This is a genomic window from Stenotrophomonas rhizophila (assembly GCF_001704155.1).
Classification (GTDB): Bacteria; Pseudomonadota; Gammaproteobacteria; order Xanthomonadales; family Xanthomonadaceae; genus Stenotrophomonas; species Stenotrophomonas rhizophila_A.
The window spans coordinates 641,959-664,929 of record NZ_CP016294.1 but is presented as its reverse complement, the minus strand read 5'-3'; the positions used below and the strand labels follow the sequence as shown (position 1 = coordinate 664,929).

21 protein-coding genes are annotated in these 22,971 nt (G+C 66.6%); 13 read left to right on the top strand and 8 right to left on the bottom strand.

Going from position 1 to position 22,971, the window contains the following annotated elements:
• Nucleotides 1–49 precede the first annotated feature (49 nt).
• Nucleotides 50–1,534, bottom strand: a complete 1,485-nt coding sequence (locus BAY15_RS02835; RefSeq protein WP_068848795.1) for a transglutaminase-like domain-containing protein — start codon at nucleotides 1,532–1,534, stop codon at nucleotides 50–52.
• A gap of 132 nt (nucleotides 1,535–1,666) precedes the next feature.
• Between BAY15_RS02835 and BAY15_RS02830 the strand changes: the two genes are divergently transcribed.
• The 6 genes from BAY15_RS02830 to BAY15_RS02805 all read left to right on the top strand — a co-directional run bounded on the left by BAY15_RS02830 (nucleotide 1,667) and on the right by BAY15_RS02805 (nucleotide 7,653).
• The gene (locus BAY15_RS02830) at nucleotides 1,667–3,109 is read left to right on the top strand and encodes an SH3 domain-containing protein (protein WP_068848793.1); all 1,443 of its coding nucleotides are present in this window, start codon (nucleotides 1,667–1,669) and stop codon (nucleotides 3,107–3,109) included.
• On the top strand, nucleotides 3,109–4,215 hold the full coding sequence (locus BAY15_RS02825; RefSeq protein ID WP_068848791.1) for a dipeptide epimerase: 1,107 nt from the start codon (nucleotides 3,109–3,111) through the stop codon (nucleotides 4,213–4,215). Before BAY15_RS02830 ends, BAY15_RS02825 begins: the two co-directional genes overlap by 1 nt.
• Nucleotides 4,216–4,243: 28 nt before the next feature.
• Nucleotides 4,244–5,092: a MurR/RpiR family transcriptional regulator gene (locus tag BAY15_RS02820; protein WP_068848789.1), complete on the top strand. Its 849-nt coding sequence runs from the start codon at nucleotides 4,244–4,246 to the stop codon at nucleotides 5,090–5,092.
• A gap of 17 nt (nucleotides 5,093–5,109) precedes the next feature.
• Nucleotides 5,110–5,904 carry a L,D-transpeptidase family protein gene (locus tag BAY15_RS02815; protein ID WP_068848787.1) on the top strand — a complete coding sequence of 265 codons (795 nt, stop codon included), beginning with the start codon at nucleotides 5,110–5,112 and terminating at the stop codon, nucleotides 5,902–5,904.
• Nucleotides 5,901–7,196: an APC family permease gene (locus BAY15_RS02810; protein WP_068848785.1), complete on the top strand. Its 1,296-nt coding sequence runs from the start codon at nucleotides 5,901–5,903 to the stop codon at nucleotides 7,194–7,196. Before BAY15_RS02815 ends, BAY15_RS02810 begins: the two co-directional genes overlap by 4 nt.
• 94 nt (nucleotides 7,197–7,290) lie before the next feature.
• Entirely contained in the window at nucleotides 7,291–7,653 is a 363-nt protein-coding gene (locus BAY15_RS02805; protein WP_068848783.1) for a hypothetical protein, read from the top strand.
• A 68-nt stretch (nucleotides 7,654–7,721) separates the two neighbouring features.
• On the opposite strand, the gene yiaA is transcribed toward BAY15_RS02805, so the two are convergent.
• Complete coding sequence (gene yiaA / locus BAY15_RS02800) at nucleotides 7,722–8,153, bottom strand: inner membrane protein YiaA (RefSeq protein ID WP_068848781.1); 432 nt, start codon at nucleotides 8,151–8,153, stop codon at nucleotides 7,722–7,724.
• Nucleotides 8,154–8,295: 142 nt separating this feature from the next.
• Here yiaA and BAY15_RS02795 point away from each other — a divergent pair, with 142 nt between their 5' ends.
• Complete coding sequence (locus BAY15_RS02795) at nucleotides 8,296–9,453, top strand: PQQ-dependent sugar dehydrogenase (RefSeq protein WP_068848779.1); 1,158 nt, start codon at nucleotides 8,296–8,298, stop codon at nucleotides 9,451–9,453.
• Between the two features lie 226 nt (nucleotides 9,454–9,679).
• Here the strand turns inward: BAY15_RS02795 and BAY15_RS02790 are convergent, their stop codons facing one another.
• The 5 genes from BAY15_RS02790 to tsaD form a co-directional block, all read right to left on the bottom strand.
• Nucleotides 9,680–10,303 (bottom strand): hypothetical protein, encoded by a 624-nt coding sequence (locus tag BAY15_RS02790; RefSeq protein WP_068854518.1) that lies wholly within the window; start codon nucleotides 10,301–10,303, stop codon nucleotides 9,680–9,682.
• A 128-nt stretch (nucleotides 10,304–10,431) separates the two neighbouring features.
• Nucleotides 10,432–12,606 (bottom strand): beta-glucosidase BglX, encoded by a 2,175-nt coding sequence (gene bglX / locus BAY15_RS02785; protein ID WP_068848777.1) that lies wholly within the window; start codon nucleotides 12,604–12,606, stop codon nucleotides 10,432–10,434.
• A gap of 82 nt (nucleotides 12,607–12,688) precedes the next feature.
• The gene (locus BAY15_RS02780) at nucleotides 12,689–13,951 is read right to left on the bottom strand and encodes a mechanosensitive ion channel family protein (protein WP_068848776.1); all 1,263 of its coding nucleotides are present in this window, start codon (nucleotides 13,949–13,951) and stop codon (nucleotides 12,689–12,691) included.
• A gap of 164 nt (nucleotides 13,952–14,115) precedes the next feature.
• Nucleotides 14,116–14,469 (bottom strand): dihydroneopterin aldolase, encoded by a 354-nt coding sequence (gene folB, locus BAY15_RS02775; protein WP_068848774.1) that lies wholly within the window; start codon nucleotides 14,467–14,469, stop codon nucleotides 14,116–14,118.
• A 622-nt stretch (nucleotides 14,470–15,091) separates the two neighbouring features.
• Nucleotides 15,092–16,117, bottom strand: coding sequence for a tRNA (adenosine(37)-N6)-threonylcarbamoyltransferase complex transferase subunit TsaD (gene tsaD, locus BAY15_RS02770; protein WP_068848772.1), 1,026 nt, complete (start codon nucleotides 16,115–16,117; stop codon nucleotides 15,092–15,094).
• Nucleotides 16,118–16,284: 167 nt separating this feature from the next.
• Between tsaD and rpsU the strand changes: the two genes are divergently transcribed.
• The 6 genes from rpsU to BAY15_RS02740 all read left to right on the top strand — a co-directional run bounded on the left by rpsU (nucleotide 16,285) and on the right by BAY15_RS02740 (nucleotide 21,638).
• A complete protein-coding gene (rpsU, locus tag BAY15_RS02765; RefSeq protein WP_002808376.1) occupies nucleotides 16,285–16,500 on the top strand; it encodes a 30S ribosomal protein S21 in 216 nt (71 codons plus the stop codon).
• Nucleotides 16,501–16,615: 115 nt separating this feature from the next.
• The gene (locus tag BAY15_RS02760; RefSeq protein ID WP_068848770.1) at nucleotides 16,616–17,062 is read left to right on the top strand and encodes a GatB/YqeY domain-containing protein; all 447 of its coding nucleotides are present in this window, start codon (nucleotides 16,616–16,618) and stop codon (nucleotides 17,060–17,062) included.
• A gap of 179 nt (nucleotides 17,063–17,241) precedes the next feature.
• Nucleotides 17,242–18,192 carry a YihY/virulence factor BrkB family protein gene (locus BAY15_RS02755; RefSeq protein ID WP_083214047.1) on the top strand — a complete coding sequence of 317 codons (951 nt, stop codon included), beginning with the start codon at nucleotides 17,242–17,244 and terminating at the stop codon, nucleotides 18,190–18,192.
• Between the two features lie 64 nt (nucleotides 18,193–18,256).
• Nucleotides 18,257–19,981, top strand: coding sequence for a DNA primase (gene dnaG / locus BAY15_RS02750; RefSeq protein ID WP_068848768.1), 1,725 nt, complete (start codon nucleotides 18,257–18,259; stop codon nucleotides 19,979–19,981).
• Nucleotides 19,982–20,005: 24 nt separating this feature from the next.
• Complete coding sequence (locus BAY15_RS02745; protein WP_237334307.1) at nucleotides 20,006–20,593, top strand: beta-lactamase hydrolase domain-containing protein; 588 nt, start codon at nucleotides 20,006–20,008, stop codon at nucleotides 20,591–20,593.
• 52 nt (nucleotides 20,594–20,645) lie between these two features.
• Nucleotides 20,646–21,638: a bile acid:sodium symporter family protein gene (locus BAY15_RS02740; RefSeq protein WP_068848766.1), complete on the top strand. Its 993-nt coding sequence runs from the start codon at nucleotides 20,646–20,648 to the stop codon at nucleotides 21,636–21,638.
• A gap of 266 nt (nucleotides 21,639–21,904) precedes the next feature.
• On the opposite strand, the gene BAY15_RS02735 is transcribed toward BAY15_RS02740, so the two are convergent.
• The gene (locus tag BAY15_RS02735; RefSeq protein WP_157771677.1) at nucleotides 21,905–22,645 is read right to left on the bottom strand and encodes a hypothetical protein; all 741 of its coding nucleotides are present in this window, start codon (nucleotides 22,643–22,645) and stop codon (nucleotides 21,905–21,907) included.
• Between the last annotated feature and the right edge of the window lie 326 nt (nucleotides 22,646–22,971).

Below are 22,971 nucleotides of genomic sequence, written 5' to 3'. Positions count from 1 at the left end.
CCTTCAAGGGTGAAAAATTAATGTTGATCACCCCACCAACGGTGGGGTGCTACCGCGGTGTGGCAGGCACCACGTGCGACTGGAAGTCGTAATTCCATTGATCGAAGTACAGGTTGCCGCCGGACCATTCGACTTCGCCGCGCTGCGAATCCACGGTGTCCGAGCGCGGGTGCTGCTTGGCCGGCTGGAACGGCTGCTGGAAATCGTCGTTGAAGGCGATGCGGTAGGCATCGAGCCCGCCGAAGTAGAAGTCACGCAGCGCCGGGTCTGCGCTTTGCAGGCGGCCGGTGGTGACGTCCATCGGCACCCAGCCATACGGGGCCAGGTACAGCGCGCCCCAGTCGTGCAGGTTGTTGTAGCCCACCGCGTCGTCCGAATAGACCATGCCGGACTGCCAGCGCGCGGGAATGCCGTTGAGGCGCAGCAACGCGATCAGCAGCAGCGTCTGCTGGCCGCAGTCGGCGTGGCCGGCGTGCAGCGCGTAATCGCTGATGTTGGAGATGGTGGAGTATTCGCGGGCGCCGGCCCACGGGATCTGGTCCACCGCGTCGAACAGCTTCTGGGCGATGCGGTACGGGTTGGTTTCATTGCCGACCACGCGCTGTGAGAACGCGCGCAGCGCCGGGGTGAACACCACGTGCGGTGGCTGTTCGGCCAGGTAGGGTTGCAACGCCGCATCGGCCGGCGTGGGCAGCACCTTGGCCGGATCGATATCGATGTGGCGGGCGTAGACGGTGACGGCATAGCGGATCTCGAAGCGGGTCGGCTTGCCTGCCACGGCCTTCTGCTGCAGGTGGACGGTGCGCTGCTGGGCGGTTTCGGGCGCGATCACCGCGCCACTTTTGGGCCCGATCCAGCTGATGTCTTCCTGCTGGCCAGGAATGGCACGCGGGTAAGGAATCCATGCCTGCAGCAGCTCGCCGGCGGGCACGGCATCGGGTTTGACCGTGATCGACTGGGTGACTTCCACACGGCGCGGCACCACGCTGCGGGTGCCGCTGGCCTTGGCCGCCGCGATTACTTCTTCATGGTGCGGGGCGAGGTTCTCGTACGGGCCATCCACCGGCAGTGGGACGTTGGGTGCGCGGCGTGCCTTGGCTTCGGCGCTGACGCGGAACAGGTTGGCTGGCGCGCGCTTGAAGTAGCGGCGTTCACCGTCGATATCCAGGTGTTCGATCAGCCCGGCGGCATCCCAGCGCGCGAACTCGTCATCGCGCAGGTCGGGGATCTGCTTGCGCACCAGGGCCTTGGCGGCGGCCTCGTCCAGGGTGAAGTCCAGCCGCATGCGGCGCATCCGCTCGCGCTGGAACGCATAGGCGGCACGTGCCTCTGCGCTGAGCGCGGGGTCGTTGATGGCCGCAGCGATGCGGGCATCGGCAGCGGCAAAATCGCCGTGGTCGATCTGCGCCACCACCGCATCCAGCGCCGGACCCTGTGCCCCGGCCGAGGCAATGCCCAGCAGCAGGCACGCCGTTGCGGCGCGCCGGGCGAAGGTCGAGGCAGGAGAACGCGGTTTGCGTACGGGCAGATCCACGGCGACACTTCCCAAGGTGCAGGTGGTAATCGCTGTGTAACACGGGCCTGACAGGTGGTCAATAATTTATTCTTGCTTTCGCCGGAAAAAGGAATAAATATTCCTGACGCTTTCGAGGAGGGTGACCGCTCCATGATCCAGGCTTCCCCCCGCCGCCCCGCGCGGCCTGCGTGGCTGGCGCGCGCCCTGCTGGTGGCGCTGACGCTGCTGCCCGCCGGCGCGACCTGGGCCGACGCGCCCTTTGCGCCGCCGGCGGCATTCGGCGGCGTTACCGGGTTGCGCGAGGCCTACCTCGACCCGGCGTTCTGGGCGTCCCGGTTGCCCGATGCCGACCGGGTGATGCTGGATCGCGCCGGCATTGCCGCGCAGAACACGCGGATGCGCGCTGAAGACGACTCCATCCATGACCTGCGCGCGCTCCCCGCCCAGCTGACCCGTGCGCGGGTGCTGGCCGACATCCAGGCGCTGTCGCGCTGGCCGACGAAGCCGTTGTTCGGCGAAGACGAGCAGCCGATTCCCGCCAGCGCGCGTACCGCCATCGAGGCGAACCTGGCCCTGGCGGCCATTCCCGCCGAGCGCCCGCTGCAGTACGGGCTGGTGACCCACCGCGCGGCGCTGCGTGCGTTCCCCACCGCGCTGCGGGTGTTCACCGCGCAGGGCGATACCGATATCGACCGCTTCCAGGAATCGGCGCTGTTCCCCGGCGACGCGGTGGCGGTGCTGCATGAAAGCGCGGACGGCCAGTGGCTGTTCGTCACCAGCGAGCGCTATTCGGCGTGGATTGAAAAGCGCTTCGTTGGCATTGGCAGCGCGGACACCGTGTTCGGCTACGGCCAGCACGGACCTTACCGGGTGGTGACCGGCGCCACCGCCTTCACCGCATTCACCCCGGAAGAGCCGCGCGTGTCGCGGCTGCAGCTGGAGATGGGCGTGCGCGTGCCGGTGCTGGCCGATTGGCCGCTCAACCAGACCGTGAACGGCCAGCAGGCGCACGCCGCGCACGTGGTGCAGCTGCCGGTGCGCAATGCCGATGGCACGCTGGCGCTGGTGCCGGCGCTGCTGCCGCGTTCGCAGGACACAGCCAGCGATTACCTGCCGTTGACCCCGCGCAACGTGCTCACCCAGGCGTTCAAGTTCCTGGGCGAGCGCTACGGCTGGGGCCATTCGTACGACACGCGTGATTGCAGCGGCTTCGTGTCCGAGATCTACCGCAGCTTCGGCGTGCTGGTGCCGCGCAATACCAGCGCGCAGGCAGTCAGCCCGGCGCTGGACCGCATCGCCTTCAGCGACAAGGACGGCAAGGCCAGGCGCAACGCGGCCGTGCAGCAGCTGCAGGTGGGCGACCTGGTCTACATTCCCGGCCACGTGATGGTCACCATCGGCCAGCTCGACGGGCAGACGTGGATGATCCACGACACCGCCGGCGGCAGCTGGTTCGGCCCCGACGGCAATCGCGTGCAGGCCCACCTCAACGGCGTTTCGGTGACTCCGCTGCAGCCGATGATGGCCAGCGACACCGTGAGCTACATCGATCGCATCACCAACATCCAGCGCATCCGGCCCCAGACTCCTTGATGAAAATCACCGACATTGAACTTGGCATGCTGCGCGTGCCGCTGAAAACCCCGTTCAAGACCGCACTGCGCACCGTGGATACGGTGGAAGACGTGGTGGTGCTGGTGCGCACCGACACCGGCCACACCGGCTATGGCGAGGCGCCGGCCACGGCGGTGATCACCGGCGATACCCACGGTTCGATCATCGAGGCGATCAACACCTTCATCAAGCCGCGCCTGGTCGGCCAGGACGTGGCCGAACTCAACCGCAACTGCGCGCTGATCCAGTCGTCGATGGAGCGCAACACCAGCGCCAAGGCGGCGGTGGAAATCGCGGTGTACGACCTGTGGGCGCAGCTGCACAAGGCGCCGCTGTACCAGATGCTGGGCGGTGGCGACCCGGTGATCACCACCGACATCACCATCAGCGTGGATTACATCGACAAGATGGTGGCCGATTCGCTGTCGGCGATCGACCGTGGCTTCGAGTCGCTGAAGATCAAGGTCGGCAAGGACATCGGGCTGGATATCGAGCGGGTGAAGGCGATCCACGCCGCCGTGCAGGGCCGCGCCCTGCTGCGCCTGGATGCCAACCAGGGCTGGACCGCCAAGCAGGCGGTGCACGCCATGCGCACGCTGGAAGAGGCCGGGGTGGTGCTGGAACTGCTGGAGCAGCCGGTGAAGGCGGCCGACATCAGCGGGCTGAAGTACGTAACCGACCGGGTCAACACGCCGGTGATGGCCGATGAGAGCGTGTTCAACCCGGGCCAGGTGTTCGACCTGATCCAGCAGCGCGCGGCCGACATCATCAACATCAAGCTGATGAAGACCGGCGGGCTGTCCAACGCGATCCGGATTGCCGACATCGCCGCCATCTACGGGGTGCCGTGCATGATCGGCTGCATGATCGAATCGAGCATCAGCGTGGCGGCGGCCGTGCACCTGGCGGTGGCCAAGAGCGAGATCATCACCAAGGTGGACCTGGACGGCCCGTCGCTGGGGCAGTTCAATCCGGTCACCGGCGGGGTACATTTCAACGAGTCGGAGATCACCATCAGCGATGCGCCCGGCCTGGGCATCACCGAGGTGCGCGGGTTGGAGATGATCAAGCCGCCGCGCTGGTAACGTCCCCCGTCCCCTTTTTGATGACCCCATGCCGCCTCTGGTGAAAATCCGCTCCGAGCGTGACCACATGTCGGCAATCGAACGCCGCATCGCCGATTTCATCCTCGACAATGCCCACCTGCTGCGCGATTACTCGTCGCAGCAGCTGGCCAGCGCGCTGGGCATCAGCCAGTCCAGCGTGGTCAAGTTCAGCCAGAAGCTGGGCTTCAAGGGCTATCCGGACCTGAAGTATTCCATCGGCCAGGCCGTGGCCCGCGCCGGCAACGATCCGGCCGCCGGCCCGCCGGCCGCCGCGCCGGGCAACGATTACGACCAGCTGGCCGAGCGCCTACGCCTGAGCCGTACCGCGGCCGACGAGGAAACCCGGCTGGCCAACCCGCAGGCGGACGTGGAAGCGATCGTGCAGCTGATCGACGGCGCGCCCAAGCTGTTCGTGTACGGGCTGGGCGACGATGGCCTGTACGCGCGCGAGTTCGCGATGCGGCTGTCGCTGCTGGGCATGCTTACGGTGCACCACGCCGACCCGATCCTGATGATGGCCAACCTCTCGGCGGCGCGGCCGGGCGATGTACTGCTGGTGTTTTCCGAATTCGGCAAGCTGCCGCAGCTGTTCCAGCTCTCGCGCCAGTTCCAGGACGTGGGCGGCAAGGTGGTGTCGATCACCCGGCACAGCGCCAACCCGCTGCGCGCGCACGCCGATGGCGCGCTGGTGGTGTGCGCGCACGATCCGGCGCCGCACGTGGCACAACTGTTGTACCGTTCTGCCTTGCAGTCGCTGCTGGACTTCGTGTTCGTGCTGCTCTGCCACGCCAACCCGGACCGCCACCGCCAGCTCGGGGTGAACCTGGAACGGATCGAACACCTGATCGACACCTGATTCCCGGAGTGCACCCGATGCTGTCGCTGCTGCGTACCGCCTTTGCCACCGTGCTGGTTGCCAGCGCCCTGCCCGCGTCGGCACTCACCCCCGTGGCCACGCCGCTGCTGGACAACGGCCAGATGATCGTGGTCACCACCGACGGCTGGGATGCCACCCAGGGCCGCCTGCAGGCCTATGCACGCACCGCGCAGGGCTGGCAGCCGCATGGCGCCGCGTTCGATGTGGCGGTGGGCCGCAACGGCAGCGCCTGGGGCGTGGGCGTAGCGCCCGCGCCGGACGGCAGTGGGCCGCAGCAGCCGGGCGAGCCGGTGAAGCAGGAGGGCGACGGCCGCAGCCCGGCCGGGATGTTCAGGATCGGCCCGGCGTTCGGCTATGCGCCGAAGGTAGCCAGCGCGATGCCCTACCAGCCGATGCTGGAGAGCAGCTACTGCATGGATGTACCGGATTCGAAGTACTACAACCGCATTGTGGATGCCGACGTCGTGGGTGCCGATGCGGTGGAAGGCTCCACCGAACCGATGCGGCTGGACCTGCACAACAAGGGCGACGTGCGCTACCGCGAGGGCTTCGTGATCGAGCACAACCCGAACGCGGAACCGCGCCGGGGCAGCTGCATCTTCGCGCACCTGTGGCGCACGCCGGGTGAGGCCACCGCCGGTTGCACGGCGATGCAGCCCGAACACATGCGCGGCCTGCTGGCCTGGCTGGACCCGGCCCAGCGCCCGGTGTTCGTGCTGCTGCCGCGCGCGCAGTACCAGCGGCTGCAGCAGGACTGGCAGCTGCCGGCCCTGCCCAAGGCCGCACGATGAGCGCCGCGCCCGAACCGCAATTGGAACGCGCAGTCAGCCGCTGGCAGATCGTGGGGTTGTCGATCAACGATGTGATCGGCAGCGGCATCTACCTGCTGCCGGCCGCGACGGTGTTGTTGCTGGGGCCGTTCAGCCTGTGGGGCGTGGTGGCAGCGGGCATCGTGGTGGCACTGCTGGTGCTCTGCTACGCGCAGGCGGCCAGTTACTTCGATGAACCCGGCGGCAGCTACCTGTATGCGCGCGAGGCGTTCGGGCGCTTTGCCGGGTTCGAGATCGGCTGGATGATCTGGCTGACCCGGATCAGTTCGGCGGCCGCGTTGAGCAACGCGCTGGCCGATGCGGTGGCACGGTTCTGGCCTTGGGCCGGGCACGATGTGGGCCGGGTGCTGGTGATCGTGGCCTCGCTGGGGTTCCTGACTGCGGTGAACGTCGCCGGTGTGCGCTCGGCGGCGCGGACCGGGATCGTGCTGGTGATCGGCAAGATGCTGCCGCTGCTGCTGTTCGTGGCGATCGGCGCGTTCTACGTGGATACCGACCTGGCCTTCTCCGGCACCCGACCGGACCCGCACGACCTGCAGCGCATGGGCGAGGCGGCGTTGCTGCTGCTGTATGCCTATGCGGGCTTCGAGAACATCCCGGCCGCGGCCGGTGAGTACCGCAATCCGCGCCGCGATATTCCGTTCGCGCTGATCACCATGATCATCACGGTGACGGTGATCTACGGCGCGGTGCAGTTCATCGCGCAGGGCACGCTGCCGGGCCTGGCCGATTCGGCCACGCCGCTGGCCGATGCTGCCGCCGGCTTTGGCGGCGAGGCGCTGGCCCTGATCCTCACGGTGGGCGCGACGATCTCCATCCTGGGCACCAACAGCAACACGATGATGATGGGCCCGCGCTTCCTGTTCGCCCTGGCGCGCGATGGCTACGGGCCGAAGCTGCTGGCGCAGGTGCACCCGCGCTTCCGCACGCCGGCGGCGGCGATCATCACCCAGGGCCTGATCGCGCTGGTGCTGGCGTTGTCCGGCTCGTTCGTGCAGCTGGCGCTGCTGTCGATGACCACGCGCCTGTTTGCGTACATCGGCACGGCGGCAGCCGTGATCGTGCTGGCGCGGCGCTTCCGCGACCGCCCCGGCGCATTGAAGCTGCCCGGCGGCCCGCTGATTCCGATCCTGGCGCTGGTGCTGTGCCTGGCGCTGTTTGCCAGCGCAAGTTGGCAGAACATCGCCGCCGCGCTGATCGCGTTCGCGGTGGGCGGGGTGATCTACCTGTTGCCGCGCAAACAGGAAGGATGACGGGCGTCGCTCCTTGATCCAACATTCACCCCACGCGCCCGCCGCGTTAACCGGTTCTTGGGTAGGTTGAAGCCTCACCCAACCGGAGCCCCACATGAGCCCTGACTACCAGATTCCCGGCCGGGTGCCGGAAGACGGCGTGCCGCGCGAAGCGGTCTCGGATTACTGGCGCGAGCGCTTCAGCGCCGAGCCGTACTACGACAGTGACCTGGCGTTCGAGGATTACGAGCCGGCCTATTATCTCGGCTACAGCTCCCGCCACGCCCGCACCCGCGCCGATGAAATGATCGACGCCTACGAGCAGGTGGAAGCCGAACTCGAATCGCGCTGGGCACGGGAACAGGCCACCAGCAAGTTGACCTGGGCGCAGGCCCGCAACGCGGTCCGTCGCGGCTGGGACGAGTCCACCGCACTCCACCAGTCCCACTTGGACAAGGGCGTCCCGCGCGGTACCTGAAGCGACGCGCGCCCAGAACGGGATGCGCCCTGCCGGGGTTGCATCCCGATCAAACAATCCCGCTTGGCTTATTCAGCGCGCGGAATCGGCGGAATCTCGCGATCACCCGCGGCCATCAGGTCGCGGGTGTTCTTCTGTACGGCCACGGCGCCAAACAGGCTAAGCGCGAAGGCCATGCCGTAGAAGCCCTTTTCGCTGAGCAGCAGGGTGGCGTTCCACAGGCCCACCAGCAGCAGCAACAGCGACACCAGCAGCGCGAACCAGCACAGCGAGTAGTAGAGGCTGCTCACCGGAATGCCTTCCACCCGGTCGCGCACGCTCTTCTGCAGTGACACGGCGGCGAACAGGCCGAACAGCAGCAGGGTGAGGTAGTAGCCCTTTTCGTTCAGTGCCATTTCGGCGTTGAACAGGCCGACCAGGTACGCCACGGCACCCAGCAGCAGTGCGGTCCACGAGGCGGCGATGAACGCCGGAGACGGTTTGGTGACCTGAGGCTTCATTGTTCAAACTCCCTTTTGATGGCGCCTACGGTAGCCGATTCCCCCGCACCCGCCTACGGGGGTGACGTATGGTCCACGCCCCCTTGATGGCCATGGTGTACAACAACGGCTGGCCATTCGCGTCCCCTTCCGGAGATTTCCCATGACCCGCCGCCTGCTGCTCAGCCTTGCCCTCGCCGCCACCCCCGCCCTGTTCACCACCGCCTGCGTGGCCGCCGATACGCCCGGGGCGGCCTCCGCGCCCGCGCTGGAAAAGGCGCAGTGGCCGTTCACCGCCACCGAATTTGCCACCTTCGACCAGCCCTGGGCGATGAGCTTCCTGCCCGATGGCAGCCTGCTGGTGACCGAGAAGGAAGGCCGGTTGAAGCACTTCAACCTGACTACCCGAAAGAGCGCGGAGATCACCGGCGTGCCGAAGGTGGCCTACGGCGGCCAGGGCGGCTTCGGGGATGTGCTGCCGCACCCGGACTTCGCGAAGAACGGCTTTGTGTACCTGAGTTACGCCGAGGAAGGCGACAAGGATACGCGCGGTGCCGCCGTGGGCCGCGCCAAGCTGGTGCTGGCCGCCGATGGCAGCGGCACGCTGGAAGACTTCAAGGTGATCTGGCGCCAGACCCCGAAGGTGGAAGGCAAGGGCCATTACGGCCACCGCCTGGCCTTCGGACCGGACGGCAAGCTGTGGATCACCTCCAGCGAGCGACAGAAGTTCGATCCGGCGCAGGACATGTCCGGCAACCTGGGCAAGATCATCCGCCTCAACGACGACGGCAGCGTGCCGGCCGACAATCCGTTCGCCTCCCAGGGGGGCGTGGCCACGCAGGTGTGGTCATTGGGCCATCGCAATGCGCTGGGCATCGCCTTCGATGCGCGCGGCAAGCTGTGGGTGCACGAGATGGGACCGGCCGGTGGCGATGAGTTGAACCTGATCACGCGCGGGGCCAATTACGGTTACCCGATCGTGTCCAACGGCAACCATTACGACGGCCGTGACATTCCCGACCACAGCACGCGCTCGGAATTCGCCGCGCCGAAGGTGACCTGGACCCCGGTGATTTCGCCGGCCGGTTTCATCATCTACAGCGGCACGCTGTTCCCGCAGTGGACCGGCAGCGGCTTCATCGGCGGGTTGTCGTCCACTTCGCTGGTGCGGGTGGCTTTCGACGGCGACAACGCGCGCGAGGCCGAGCGCTTCCTGATGGGCGAACGCATCCGCGAAGTGGAACAGGGCCCGGATGGCGCGATCTGGCTGCTGGAAGATGGCAGCAAGGGCAAGCTGTTGAAGCTCACCCCGAAGGGGTGATGCAGGTGGGAGCGCCGGGCGATGCCCGGCCTTCCCCGCCGGCGTTCATGCCATTACCGAACGCGGGCAATGCCACGGCGGTCGATCGGGATGCGACCCTACCAGCGCGCAGTCCCGTCCGGCCCAACCGGCCCGGTCGGCGGTGCTGGGGGTAGGGTCGGTTCCCAAACGACTGCCGCTGCGACATCAACATCCGGTAACGCATGACCTCCAACGAAGGCATGCGTCATTGTCCGATATTGTTGACCTTGACGTCGCTCTTCGTGCATTCCTTGTCCAGGCAGGTGCCGTTGATCCACACCTCGCCCTGACCCAGCATCACGCCCTGCCAGTTGACGAACAAGGTGTCGAACTTCTGCTCGGCAATCAGCGTCGCCAACGCCGGGGTCACGATCCTGTCGTAGTCGCGCTGGAAAGCGGCGGCATCAGCCACCTTCTGGTTCTTGCCAGCAATGGTGACCCGCACCGGGTACCGCATCAGCCCGGCCACCGCGGCACGGTCACCTGCGGCAACACCACGCTGCAGTTCGTTGAACACACTTTCATACGGGGCGGCATCCCCCAGCAGCTTGGTGATGCGCTCGCGTGCGCCACCCTCGGCTTCGGCAGATGCATCCGCAGGCGTCGCCGCCGAATCGGTCCCCGCTACCGGGGGAGCCGTATCCGGCGTGGCCGCCGTGCTGGGCTCCACCGCATCCGGTGACAACCCGGCCTGCGGCGCATCCTCGGCGGCCGTGGGCGCGGTGACCGGCGGCGATGTCGAGGGCGCCGCCGCTTCATTGGCCGGCGGCGTGGGCTGGCTGCACGCAGCCAGCATCAACGTGGGTAGCAGGATCTTGATCAGGCGCATGCACGGCTCCGTCGATATCTCGAAGATGCCAGCGTAGCCCGTATGGCGTGCAGCACCCATGACGGTAGTGCCAGGCCCTGCCTGGCAAGCGCGCGGTGATCGATCGCCGGGCAGGGCCCGGCGCCACATCACTTGGCCAGCAGCTCGAAGATCACCGGCTCACCGACGGCAGACGACGCACACACCCACACATCGAACTGGCCCGGCTCCGCACGGAACACGCCATCACGGCCGGTGAAGCCCAGCGCATGACGATCCAGCGTGAAGCGCACGTCCGTGCTCTCGCCCGGCTGCAATGCCACCTTGAGGAAATCCTTCAGCTCGCGCACCGGGCGCACGCGGCTGGCCACGCGGTCGTGGATGTACAGCTGCACCACTTCCTCACCCGCCACCGCACCGGTGTTGGTCAGGGTCGTGGTGATCTCCAGGGTGTCATCCCAACCCAGCTGGGCGCTGTTCAACTGGGGCACGCCGTAAGCGAAGGTGGTGTAGCCGAGGCCGTGCCCGAACGGATACAGCGCCGCGTTCGGGATTTCGCGCCAGCGTGCCTTGAACTCCGACATGGTCGGCAGTTCCGGGCGGCCGGTGCGCGGGTGGTTGTAGAAGAACGGCTGCTGCCCCGATACCTGCGGGAAGCTCACCGGCAGGCGGCCGGACGGGTTGTAATCGCCGAACAGCACGTCGGCCACGGCCGGGCCGGTCTGCGTGCCCAGGTACCAGGTGATGGCCACGGCCTGCGCATTGCGCACCGCACCCTGCAGGGCCAGCGCGCGACCATTGCGCAGCAGCACCACCAGCGGCTTGCCGGTCATCGCCACGGCCTCGGACAGCGCCTGCTGCGCTGCCGGCAGGGTGATTTCCACGCGCGACTGCGCCTCACCGCTGTACCGCTGCGGTTCGCCCAGCGCCAACACCACCACGTCCGCACGCAGTGCGGCGGCGACGGCCTGTTCGATGCCGTCCTGCACGGCCGCTTCCAGGTCGCAGCCGGGCACGATCTCCAGCAGGCTTTCATCGCGGATCGCCGCGCGCACGCCGGCTTCCAGGGTGACGTAGCGCGACTTGTCGCCGAACAGCGTCCAGCAGCCTTCGATGTTGTCGCGGTCCTGCACGAAGGGGCCGATCAGGGCGATCTTCTGCCCCTCCTTCCGCAGCGGCAGCACGTTGCCTTCGTTCTTGAGCAGCACGATGGAGCGACGCGCGGCATCGCGCGACAGTTCGTCATGCGCGGCGATGTAGGAGGTATCGGCTTCGCGCACCGGATCCAGCGAACGGTAGGGATCGTCGAACAGGCCGATCGCTTCCTTCAGGTTGAGGATGCGGCGCACGGATTCGTCCAGCGTGGCCATCGGCACCTCGCCGCTGTCGATCAGGCCCGGCAGGTGTTCGGCGTAGAAGCCGCTCTGCATGCTCAGGTCCAGGCCGGCGGTGAATGCCTTGGCGGTAGCGTCGCGGTCGTCGGCGGCATAACCGTGCGCGACCAGTTCCATGTCGGCGGTGTAATCGGAAATCACCACGCCCGGGAACTGCCACTCACCGCGCAGGATGTCGGTAAGCAGTTCGGCGTTGGCGCTGGCGGGCACGCCGTTGATGTCGTTGAAGGAGGACATCACCGTGATCGCACCGGCCTCGAATGCGGCCTTGAACGGCGGCAGGTGCACGTCGCGCAGGGTCTGCGGCGAGATGTCCACCATGTTGTATTCCATGCCGGCCATCACCGCGCCGTAGGCGGCGAAGTGCTTGGGGGTGGACAGCAGCGCGTCGGCGGCGCGCAGGTCCGGCCCCTGGAAGCCGCGCACGCGGGCGGCGGCGAACGCACAGCCCAGCACCACGTCTTCACCGGCGCCTTCGGCACCGCGGCCCCAGCGCTGGTCGCGGGCGATGTCCACCGCCGGTGCGTAGGTCCAGTGCAGGCCGGCCGCGGTGGCTTCGACGGCGGTGGCGCGCGCGGTGCGCTGGGCCAGGTCCGGTTCGAAGCTGGCCGCTTCGCCCAGCGGGATCGGGAACACGGTGCGCATGCCGTGGATGACATCGGCGGCCAGGATCACCGGAATGCCCAGGCGGCTTTCTTCCAGGGCAACCTGCTGGATGCGGCGGCCGGCCTCGACGCCCACGCCGTTGAACAGCGAGCCCACCTTGCCTTCGCGCACCTGCTGCAGCACCTGGTCGGCGTTGCTGACATTGGCTTCGGGGTTCACGTCCGGCGCGAACGGCCGGACCATGTCCGCGAACACACCCAGCTGGCCGACTTTTTCTTCGACGGTCATCTGGGCAATGAGGGTTTCGATGCGATCGGAGGCCACCGGCTATCCTTATGAAAACGTTTACAAGGCCGAGATTCTAGCGTTCCCGCCGCCAGCAAAGCAAAGCGCGGGGCACAGGAGCTTACTCTGCGGCGGCCCGCTGCTGCTGTGCGGTCATCAACATGGCATCACTGGAGGCCTGGAATACGCGCAGCCCGAACGCCGGCAGGATCGCCAGCAGGTGGTCAAACACGTCCGATTGAATGCCTTCGTAGTCCGCCCAGGCGGTGGTGCGGGTGAAACAGTACACCTCCAACGGCAGGCCTTCGGTGGTGGGCTGCAGCTGCCGTACCAGCAACGTCATATCCGTATGGATGCCGGGGTGCTGGCGCAGGTAGCGCTCCACGTAGGCACGGAAGGTGCCCAGGTTGGTGACCCGGCGCGCGTTCACCGCCGCCACGCCCTGGGCCTGCAGCTGGGTGTTCCACTGGGTGAGCTCGGCCTGCTTCTCACGCAGGTAGTCGCCCAGCACCGCGAACTGCTCCAGCCGTTGCAATGCCGCCGCGTCCAGGAAGCCCACGCTGTGCTGGTCCAGGTACAGCGCGCGCTTGATCCGGCGGCCGCCGGCTTCCTGCATGCCGCGCCAGTTCTTGAACGACTCGGTGACCAGCTTCTTGGTCGGGATGGTGGTGATGGTCTTGTCGAAGTTCTGCACGGTGATGGTGTGCAGGGCGATATCAATCACATCGCCATCGGCGTTCTGGCTGGGCATTTCGATCCAGTCACCGAGCCGCACGCGACCATCTCCGCTGATCTGCACGCTGGCCACCAGCGACAGGATGGTGTCCTGGAAGACCAGCATCAGCACGGCGGTGGCGGCACCCAGGCCGGCCACCATCGGGCCCAGCTTCAGGCCCAGCAGTTCAGCAACAATGACCAGGCCTGCGGCCACGAAGACCACGATCTTCACGACCTGCAGATAGCCCTTGATGGGCTTGTTGCGGGCATCGGGGCGCCGCTCGTAGAGCTCGTTGGCCGCATCCAGCGCGTGCGAGACCGCCAGCGCGACGGTCAGGACCGCCCAGGCCCGGCAGGCGCCGATGACGAATCCCACCAGCTGTGGCGGCAGATCCGGCACGATCCGGATGCCGGCGGCGATGACCATGCTGGGCACCACGTTGGCCAGCCGCGAGATCACCCGCAGGTTGCTGCCGCCTTCCGTGCCGGGCAGGCGCCGCACCAGGCGGCGCAGGCCGCGCAGCAGGATGCGCTTGGTGACGAAGTTGGCCAGCCACGCGGCCAGCGCCAATGCGCACAGCACGATGGTGGTATAGGCCCAAGGCCAGGGTTCGAGGGTGTCCTGCAGGTTTTCCAGGAGTTGTACTGCGATTACGGCGTCTACCATCGTTTACGGGTTCTCTTGGTATTGCGAGGGCCGACTGACAGTCGGCGCTCCCGGGTCGCGGCCCCTGCGACAGCTGCGCTACCGGGTCGCGGCCCCTGCGACAGCTGCGCGACCGGGGCGCGGCCCGTGCGACAGCTGCGCGTTCAGTGCCGGGCAGCGGTGCCTCAGGCGGTGCTGCGCTCGATGATCACGCCCACGGCCTTGGCACCACGCACCGCGCCGGGCTTGCTGAGCTTCAGGCGCAGCCACTGCACGTTGAATTCGCGCAGCACGATCTCGGCGATGCGCTCGGCCAGGGTTTCAACCAGGCCGAAGTCGGATTCGCGCACGAACTGCTCGATGCGCTTGCTCACGGCCTTGTAGTTCAGGGTGTCGGCGATATCGTCGCTGGCCGCCGGCCTGCGGTTGTCAAAGCCCATTTCCAGATCGAAGCGCAGGGTCTGGCGGATCCGCCGTTCCCAGTCGTAGATCCCGATCAGGGCATCGATCTCGAGCCCTTCGATGAATACCTTGTCCATAGGAGTGCCACGTAGAAGATGGCGACCATGGTAACGGGACGGCCCCGAACGTGCCTCGAACCGGTGCCTGACGGCGCCCGATGTGAAATGCGGGCCGAAAAAGACAAAGGGCCCCGCGCGGGGCCCTTTGCTTTACCTCTTGTCCCCGGGTGGAGATGGGATACCCATCCGCGAGTCCCGGTGGCGCGTGAGGCAGAAACTACGTGGGCGGCGCTACGCCGTCAACCAGTGTTGACTGGAATTGGGACGAGTTTCGCTCTTGCGGTCGATTCAATAGAGACAGTCAATCAGGCTCCGCAGATCGATTGAGACAACCTCGCAACAGCCTCCTGATCCCTGATGTTCACAGCACCGCCTGCCACTCCATCCTCCACCCATCGGACATGAGGGGCCAGCAGTGTGCATATGGAAGACGCAGTAAGACGTGCTTTGTCGGAAGAACGGCTGCGCACATTCGATTGTGCAGTCACCTGCAGCACACAGTGCACACCACTCGAACTTTACCTCTGGAATGCACGCATCTCCGCCGCGTTTCTGGTGCCGCTGCACATTGGCGAGGTGGTGACCCGCAACGCCGTATCCGATGCGCTTACCCGAATCCATGGGCCGCGGTGGCCATCTGCTACACCGCCGGCAGCGTCGCCATGTCCCAGCGCGGGGTGACCTGCACCTGCGGCGGGTTGTGCTGGCCGGCCTCCAGGCGCAGCGCGCCGGCGAAGGCGATCATGGCGCCGTTGTCGGTGCACAGCGAAGGGCGCGGGAAACACGCCCGGCCGCCACGGCGTTCGGCCATCTGCTGCAGCTTGGCCCGCAGGCGCTTGTTGGCGCCCACGCCACCGGCCACCACGATCACGTCGGTACCGGCTGCATCCAGCGCGCGCTCGCATTTGATTGCCAGCGTTTCAACCACGGCATCTTCAAAGCCGCGCGCGATGTCGGCGCGGGTCTGCTCGCTCTGGTCGCTGTCGCGCCAGGCCAGCAGCACCTGGGTCTTCAGGCCGGAGAAGCTGAAATCCAGCCCGGGCCGGTCGGTCATCGGGCGGGTGAACTTGAACCTGCCCGGGGTGCCCTGTTCGGCCAGGGCCGCCAGTTGCGGGCCACCCGGGTACGGCAGGCCCATCAGCTTGGCGGTCTTGTCGAAGGCTTCGCCGGCGGCATCGTCCAGGGTCTCGCCGAGCAGGCGGTACTGACCGATCCGGTCTACCGCCACCAGCTGGGTATGCCCGCCGGACACCAGCAGGGCCACGAACGGCGGCTCCGGCGGGTCGTCTTCCATCAGGGGGGCCAGCAGATGGCCTTCCATATGGTGGACGCCCACCGCAGGCACCTCCAGCGCCCAGGCGAGCGAACGGGCCACGCCCGCGCCCACCAGCAGGGCGCCGACCAGCCCCGGGCCGGCCGTATAGGCCACCCCGTCGATGTCGCCCACGCCCAGCCCGGCCTCGGCCAGGGTCTGGCGGATCAGGGGGAGCAGCTTGCGCACATGGTCACGGCTGGCCAGTTCAGGCACCACCCCGCCGTATTCGGCGTGAAGGGCGATCTGGCTGTACACGGCATGGGCGCGCAGGGCGTCCGGGCCGGCCACGGCGGTGTCATACACCGCTACGCCGGTCTCATCGCAGGAAGATTCGATACCAAGGACTCGCATAACGGGTATTATGGACCTCTTGAGGCCTTGGCAGACGTACCGCCGACGTGCCCTTCACTACCCCAGGCCAGGATCTTTGCCGGGGTGGGTTGCAACTTCTTTTCTCGCCGCTATAATGTGCGGCTCTCACCGGGCGTGACCCGGTTCTACTGTGTCCCGGAGATTCCATGCCCAGCGTTAAAGTCCGCGAGAACGAGCCCTTCGAGTTTGCGCTCCGTCGCTTCAAGCGCACCTGCGAAAAGGCCGGCGTGCTGGCCGAAACCCGCAAGCGCGAGTTCTACGAAAAGCCGACCCAGGAGCGCAAGCGTAAGGCTGCCGCTGCTGTGAAGCGTCAGCTGCGCCGCTCGTCGCGCGACGTCACCAAGCGTCAGCGCCTGTACTGATCGGACGCAACTTCGATGCGGCAGGCTTGTCCTGTCGCGGCGGAGCCGAAGCCGGAACGCGCGAGCGTTACCGGCTTTTTGCGTTTCCACCCTTTTCATCGATACGAGGTGTTCCATGAGCCTGAAGCTGCAGCTCACCGAAGACATGAAGGCCGCCATGAAGGCGGGCGACAAGCACAAGCTGTCCGTGATCCGCCTGATCAAGGCGGAAATCCAGCGCCGCGAAGTGGATGAGCGCGTCGAGCTGGACGACACCGCTGTGATCGCCGTGCTCGACAAGATGGTCAAGCAGCGCAAGGACTCGATCAGCCAGTACGAAGCAGCCCAGCGTGAAGACCTGGCGCAGATCGAGCGCGACGAAGTGGTGGTGATCGACACCTACCTGCCGGCCAAGATGGGCGAAGCCGAGATCGTGGCTGCGATCCAGGCCGCCGTTGCCGAAACCGGCGCCGCCAGCGCCGCCGACATGGGCAAGCTGATGGGCGCACTGAAGCCGAAGCTGGCCGGCCAGGCCGACATGGGCCTGGTCTCCAAGCTGGTGAAGGCGCACTTCGCCGGTTGAGTGAGCGGGGGGACACGACCAACGGTATGCCCACGCTGCGCGCGGGCACCCTTCGGGCCGTCGTAAACGACGTTAGGTGCGGCTTTCGCCGCACCTTGCGTGTCCTACCGGTAGGCGCCCACCGTTGATGGGCCCGCGTTTCACCCGGTCTTCGAACCGGGCCTGCTAGAAATCCAGGCATGTCTTCGCTGCCGCCCTCTCCCGCGCCCGAGCCCGCGCACGACCCTTCCCGCGTTCCGCCCCGCCTGCGCAAGTACGTGGACCGGCTTGAACGCAGCTTTCCGGTTGCCGTGGGCAAACGCTTCGTCGATGTGGACGTGCTGACCCAGGCCGCGTCGGTGTCCTTCTATGCCCTGCTGTCGATGGCGCCGTTGCTGGTGCTGCTGCTGTGGCTTACCGCTTCGCTGTACCCGCCCGCACAGCAGGCGCTGATCGGCCAGATCAACGATGTGGCCGGCAGCAGCGCGGCCACCGTGGCCGATACCGTGCTCAAGAACGCCGACAACCAGCCCTCGATGGGCTCGCTGGCCGGGATGTGGAGCACGTTATTGCTGTTCATCGGCGCCACGGCGGTGTTCGCCCAGCTGCAGAACGCGCTCAACCTGATCTTCAACACCAGCGGCGAACGCCTGGACGGCATCGTGGCGTGGCTGCGCAAGCGCGTGTTTTCCTTCGGCGTGGTGCTGGCGCTGGGCTTCCTGCTGATCCTGTCGATGACCGCCACCACCATGCTGCAGGTGGCGTTCGCGCAACTGCCCTCGGTGCTGCCGGCGGTGGGTTACCTGACCAGCCTGTTGCTGTACACGGTGGGCTTCGCGTTCCTCTACCACTACCTGCCCGACCGGCGCGTGGCCTGGCGGCAGGCGTTCATCGGCGGGGTGATCACCTCGGCGCTGTTCGCGCTGGGCCGCTATGCCATCGGGCTGTACATCGCCACGGTGGCGCCGGGCAGCGCCTACGGCTCGATGGGCGCGCTGGTGATCTCGCTGGTGTGGATCTACTACGCCACGGTGGTGTTCTTCGTGGGCGCGCTGATGACGGCGGTGATCGACGAGCGCCTGCGTGCCCGCGTGCACCTGGCCGAGGCCGGCATCGTGCCGCCGAAACCGGGCGAAGGCACCGCCAGCTAGTAGACTAGCGGGGTCCCCCGCTTCCGTGCGTGGCCGTTGCCGGCCGTGCCCCCTGCTGCTGCCCATGGCCCGTATCCCCGACGCATTCATCGACGACCTGCTGGCCCGCTCCGACATCGTCGAAGTGGTGGGCAGCCGCGTGCCGCTGAAGCGCCAGGGCAAGGAATATTCGGCGCGCTGCCCGTTCCATGACGAGCGCTCGGCCTCGTTCACGGTCTCGCCCACCAAGCAGTTCTACCACTGCTTCGGCTGCGGCGCGCACGGCACCGCGATCAGCTTCCTGATGAACTACGACCGCCTCGAGTTCCTCGACGCGGTCGATGAGCTGGCCAAGCGCGTGGGCATGGAAGTACCACGCGATACGCAGCCGCGCACCGCCCAGCAGCAGGACGACAGCCGCGAGCTGTACGCCGCGCTGGATGCGGCCACGCGCTTCTTCCAGAAGTCGCTGGAGGGCAGCGACACCGCCCGTGCCTACCTGGACCAGCGCGGCGTGGACGAGGAAAACCGCACGCGCTTTGCAATCGGTTACGCGCCCGATGGCTACAGCGCGCTGAAGGATGCATTGGGCAAGGACGAGCGGCGCATGAAGCTGCTTGACCGCGCCGGGCTGTTTTCCAAGAACGACCGCGGCCATGTCTACGACAAGTTCCGCGACCGGGTGATGTTCCCGATCTACGACCGGCGCGGGCGCGTGATCGCCTACGGCGGCCGGGTGCTCGAGAAGGACGACGGCCCCAAGTACCTCAACTCGCCCGAGACCGCGCTGTTCCACAAGGGGCGCGAACTGTACGGCCTGTGGCAGGTGCGCCAGGCCAACCAGAAGATCGAGCGGCTGATCGTGGTCGAAGGCTACATGGACGTGGTGTCGCTGTTCCAGTTCGGGGTCACCCAGGCGGTGGCCACGCTGGGCACGGCGACCACGCCGGACCACGCCGAACTTCTGTTCCGCAACGCGCCGGATGTGTTCTTCTGCTTCGACGGCGACGCCGCCGGCCGCCGCGCCGGCTGGCGCGCGCTGGAATCGGTGCTGCCGCGCATGAAGGATGGCCGCCAGGCGTTCTTCCTGTTCCTGCCCGATGGCGAAGACCCCGACACCATCGTGCGCAAGGAAGGCAAGGACGGCTTCGACGAGCGCCTGAAGCAGGCCACGCCGTTGTCGCAGTTCTTCTTCGATGAGCTCACCCGCGAAGTGAACATGGCCACGCTGGATGGCAAGGCACGCCTGGCCGAACGCGCGCGGCCGATGCTGGCGCAGATTCCCGATGGCGCCTTCGGCGACCTGATGAAGCAGCAGCTGGCCACGTTGACCGGGCTGGGCGCTAAACCAGCCGCCGCGCCGGCATCGCGCCCGCCGGCACGCGCCGTGGCACCCGCGCAGCGTCGCAGCCTGGTACGCGCGGCCATTGCCATCCTGCTGCAGCAGCCGTCGCTGGCGATGACGCTGGAAGGCCACCACTTCAGCGGCCTGCGCCTGCCCGGGGTGGAGCTGCTGATCGAGCTTCTCACGCTGGTGGAACAGCGCCCGGACATCAGCACCGGCGCACTGCTGGAGCACTTCGAAGGCCGCGAAGAGCAGGAATCGCTGCACAAGCTGGCCGCGCAGACGCTGCCCGGCGATGAGGCGATGTGGAACCAGGAACTGCACGATGCGGTGGCGCAGCTGGAAAAACAGCTGTTGCTGCAACGTCTTGAGGAGCTTCAGGCAAAGCAGCGGCAGCAGGGTCTGGACGATACTGACAAGTACGAACTGCGCGAGCTGTTGAAGGCGCGCGCCACGCTGCGTTGACCGATGAGGGAGGAAGGTGAAGTGATGCGACGTTGGAACCGCCCCGCCTTCTTCAGTGCCTGTGTGATGTGCCTGGTGTTGCTTGCTCCGGCCAGCAGCGAGGCAGGGCCCCGCTCTACGCAGGACGGGTTGGATGCTCGGCTGGTAGAGCGAGGCCCTGCCTCGCTGGCCGACGCCGACCTCGCCCGAACCTTCAGGAATCCTGCCGAAGACCTCTACACCGGCGGACAACCGACGGCAGCACAACTGCAGCAGGCCGCCACGGCAGGCATCACCACCGTGATCGACCTGCGCCAACCCACCGAGGACCGCGGCTTCGACGAAACCGCCACGGCGGCGTCGCTCGGCCTGCACTACGTGCGCATCCCGGTCGCCGGTGCTGCCGGCCTGACCCCCGCCAAGGTGCAGGCCCTGCAGGCCGCACTGGCCCGGGCAAACGGCCCGGTACTGCTGCACTGTGCCTCCGGCAACCGCGTCGGCGCGCTGCTGGCCCTGATGAAAGCGCAACAGGGCGCATCCACCGAACAGGCCCTGCAGTTCGGCCGCGAGGCCGGCATGACCTCGCTGGAGGCCCAGACCCGCACCCTGCTCGAGCAGGACACCGCGCGTTGATCCTGCTGCCGCTTCACCCCCTTTCCCCCTGCTCTACAGGAGCCTGCCCACCATGACCCGCTGGTGGTCGCGCCTGCGACCGGACAACTTCACCCTCGCCCTGCTCGGCACCGTGCTGCTGGCGTCGTTCCTGCCGATGCACGGTCCTGCGGCCATGGTGCTGGACGATGTCACCGACGTGGCCATCGCTGCGCTGTTCTTCCTGCACGGCGCGCGCCTGCCGCGCGAATCGATCATGGCCGGGCTGCTGCACTGGCGCCTGCACCTGACCATCCTTGCCTGCACGTTCGTGCTGTTCCCGCTGTTCGGGCTGGCGTTCAAGCCGCTGGGTGGCTGGCTGCTCACCCCCGAGCTGTACATCGGCGTGCTGTTCCTGTGCGCGTTGCCGTCCACGGTCCAGTCATCGATCGCGTTCACCTCGCTGGCGCGCGGCAACGTGCCGGCGGCGGTGGTCAGCGCTTCGCTGTCCAGCATCCTCGGCGTGTTCCTCACCCCGCTGCTGCTGGCCCTGCTAGCCGGCACCGCAGGCGGCATGCACAACCCCGGCCAGGCCATCCTGAGCATCATGCTGCAGCTGCTGGTGCCGTTCGTGGCCGGCCACCTGCTACGCCCGTGGATCGCCCGCTGGGTGGAACGGCAGCGCGCGCTGCTGCGCTACACCGACCAGGGCACGATCCTGCTGGTGGTGTATTCGGCCTTCGGTGAAGCGGTCAACGAAGGGCTGTGGAGCAAGACCCCGCTGCTGTCGCTGCTCACCGTGGCGGTGGTGGCGGCGGTGCTGCTGGGTATCGCCATGCCAACGATTGCCTTCCTGTCACGGCGGCTGGGCTTCAACCGCGAAGACCGCATCACCATCCTGTTCTGCGGTTCCAAGAAGAGCCTGGCCACCGGCGTGCCGATGGCCAAGATCCTGTTCGCCGGCGGCAGCCTGGGCGCCATCGTGCTGCCGATCATGATCTACCACCAGATCCAGCTGATCGTCTGCGCGGTGATCGCACAGCGCTACGCACGCGACCCCGTGGTGAACCCCGCGCCATTGGACTGATCGCGCAGCACGCGGTACGCGGCACGCGGCACGCGGCACGCGGCACGCGGCACGCGGCGATGTTGGTAGGGTCGCTTCCCAAACGACCGCCGATAACGGTGATCAGCCGATGGTGGGCATGACAATCATCGGAACTGCGCTTTGCGACGTGGCGTCGGCCCGGGTCATGCCGCCATCGCGCTGATCATTGCTACCGGCGGTCGTTTGGGAAGCGACCCTACCGCGCGGTGTCGCTGCCACCAGCGGGACCGCGAGCTATCGCCGCTTCAGTCCCTCACGGTCGCGGCGATCTCCTGTAACACGGCGGCTTTGGGCCCCACGTCTCCTTCGCCAGTGGCAATCAACGTGTAGACCTTGCTGTCTCCAGCCCAGACCAGCGTTGCTCGGCTGCGACCCCTGTCATCAGCGACCAGTTCGAGTTTCGCCGGCGTACCGTTGACGCGGGCGTTCTGTAGTTCGGCAATTACCTCGATGCTTGTGCCCGGCGTACGATAATTGTCTTCATTGAACTCAACGATTCCGACTCCATTCAAACGATAGAATCGAGTCAGGCCACTGGACTTCAGGCCGTCCAGAGCGCCGCTCGGTTCCATTCCCATCAGCTCAGCTGCGCCGAGCATCGTGCGTTGCAGGTCGGTGGGTGGAGTAGGCAACCGACCACGCAGTTCGGCGTTGGAACGCACGGTCCTTGGCAATGAAGAGATCATTGTCGCCTGGGAGGGAATCTCACCATCGGTGACCTGTTTCACCCCTGACGCGTTCCTGGCCATCTCGGCACGGAAGTGTTGCTTGACCTCCTCCGGTGCATCCAACTCAGACAACGGAATGATGCGATAGGTGCCTTCCAGTTCCCCGCGGCGGGCACCAGGACTACTGTCTTCAAGTGCGGCACGCATGGTGCGCTCGTTAAGCCACTTGCCTACGGCATCTACCTCGTTCTGAGCGCCATGGCCTTGGGCGCTGCACAGCAGCCCGGCAATCAAGAAGGGGATGGTCAGAGACTTCATCAAGTTCACCATTCGGTCAGGCTGCAGTCGACTGCATATGTGTGGCGAGTGTTCACCGCTCCCTGGAGTATCCAGGTGTGATACCCCTTCACCGTGATCCGCTCGCTATGGGAGTAGTCGTATGCGCGAAACCTCCACCAGAAGGCTCCATTGTTCGCCGCACCCACAACGTGTCTTGGCCTCAACTCACCTTGCGCGTGATGAGTACTTGCGGCTGATCCTTGCAGTCTTCTGAAAAGTGGCCGGTCGTATGTGATCGATTCTTTGACGGCGAGCAAGCAGTTCGCACGGCTTAGTGCCTTCATCGCTGCAGCTGCTTCAGCACT

What these genes read in the sequence shown, in the direction of transcription:
- BAY15_RS02820 (WP_068848789.1), top strand. Translation starts at nt 4,244, where the DNA reads ATGCCGCCTCTGGTGAAAATCCGCTCCGAGCGTGACCACATGTCGGCA.
- rpsU (WP_002808376.1), top strand. Translation starts at nt 16,285, where the DNA reads ATGCCCAGCGTTAAAGTCCGCGAGAACGAGCCCTTCGAGTTTGCGCTC.
- BAY15_RS02795 (WP_068848779.1), top strand. Translation starts at nt 8,296, where the DNA reads ATGACCCGCCGCCTGCTGCTCAGCCTTGCCCTCGCCGCCACCCCCGCC.
- tsaD (WP_068848772.1), bottom strand. Translation starts at nt 16,117, where the DNA reads ATGCGAGTCCTTGGTATCGAATCTTCCTGCGATGAGACCGGCGTAGCG.
- BAY15_RS02745 (WP_237334307.1), top strand. Translation starts at nt 20,006, where the DNA reads ATGCGACGTTGGAACCGCCCCGCCTTCTTCAGTGCCTGTGTGATGTGC.
- folB (WP_068848774.1), bottom strand. Translation starts at nt 14,469, where the DNA reads ATGGACAAGGTATTCATCGAAGGGCTCGAGATCGATGCCCTGATCGGG.
- yiaA (WP_068848781.1), bottom strand. Translation starts at nt 8,153, where the DNA reads ATGAAGCCTCAGGTCACCAAACCGTCTCCGGCGTTCATCGCCGCCTCG.
- BAY15_RS02780 (WP_068848776.1), bottom strand. Translation starts at nt 13,951, where the DNA reads ATGGTAGACGCCGTAATCGCAGTACAACTCCTGGAAAACCTGCAGGAC.
- dnaG (WP_068848768.1), top strand. Translation starts at nt 18,257, where the DNA reads ATGGCCCGTATCCCCGACGCATTCATCGACGACCTGCTGGCCCGCTCC.
- BAY15_RS02815 (WP_068848787.1), top strand. Translation starts at nt 5,110, where the DNA reads ATGCTGTCGCTGCTGCGTACCGCCTTTGCCACCGTGCTGGTTGCCAGC.
- BAY15_RS02805 (WP_068848783.1), top strand. Translation starts at nt 7,291, where the DNA reads ATGAGCCCTGACTACCAGATTCCCGGCCGGGTGCCGGAAGACGGCGTG.
- BAY15_RS02825 (WP_068848791.1), top strand. Translation starts at nt 3,109, where the DNA reads ATGAAAATCACCGACATTGAACTTGGCATGCTGCGCGTGCCGCTGAAA.
- BAY15_RS02830 (WP_068848793.1), top strand. Translation starts at nt 1,667, where the DNA reads ATGATCCAGGCTTCCCCCCGCCGCCCCGCGCGGCCTGCGTGGCTGGCG.
- BAY15_RS02735 (WP_157771677.1), bottom strand. Translation starts at nt 22,645, where the DNA reads ATGAAGTCTCTGACCATCCCCTTCTTGATTGCCGGGCTGCTGTGCAGC.
- BAY15_RS02755 (WP_083214047.1), top strand. Translation starts at nt 17,242, where the DNA reads ATGTCTTCGCTGCCGCCCTCTCCCGCGCCCGAGCCCGCGCACGACCCT.
- BAY15_RS02740 (WP_068848766.1), top strand. Translation starts at nt 20,646, where the DNA reads ATGACCCGCTGGTGGTCGCGCCTGCGACCGGACAACTTCACCCTCGCC.
- BAY15_RS02790 (WP_068854518.1), bottom strand. Translation starts at nt 10,303, where the DNA reads ATGCGCCTGATCAAGATCCTGCTACCCACGTTGATGCTGGCTGCGTGC.
- BAY15_RS02760 (WP_068848770.1), top strand. Translation starts at nt 16,616, where the DNA reads ATGAGCCTGAAGCTGCAGCTCACCGAAGACATGAAGGCCGCCATGAAG.
- BAY15_RS02810 (WP_068848785.1), top strand. Translation starts at nt 5,901, where the DNA reads ATGAGCGCCGCGCCCGAACCGCAATTGGAACGCGCAGTCAGCCGCTGG.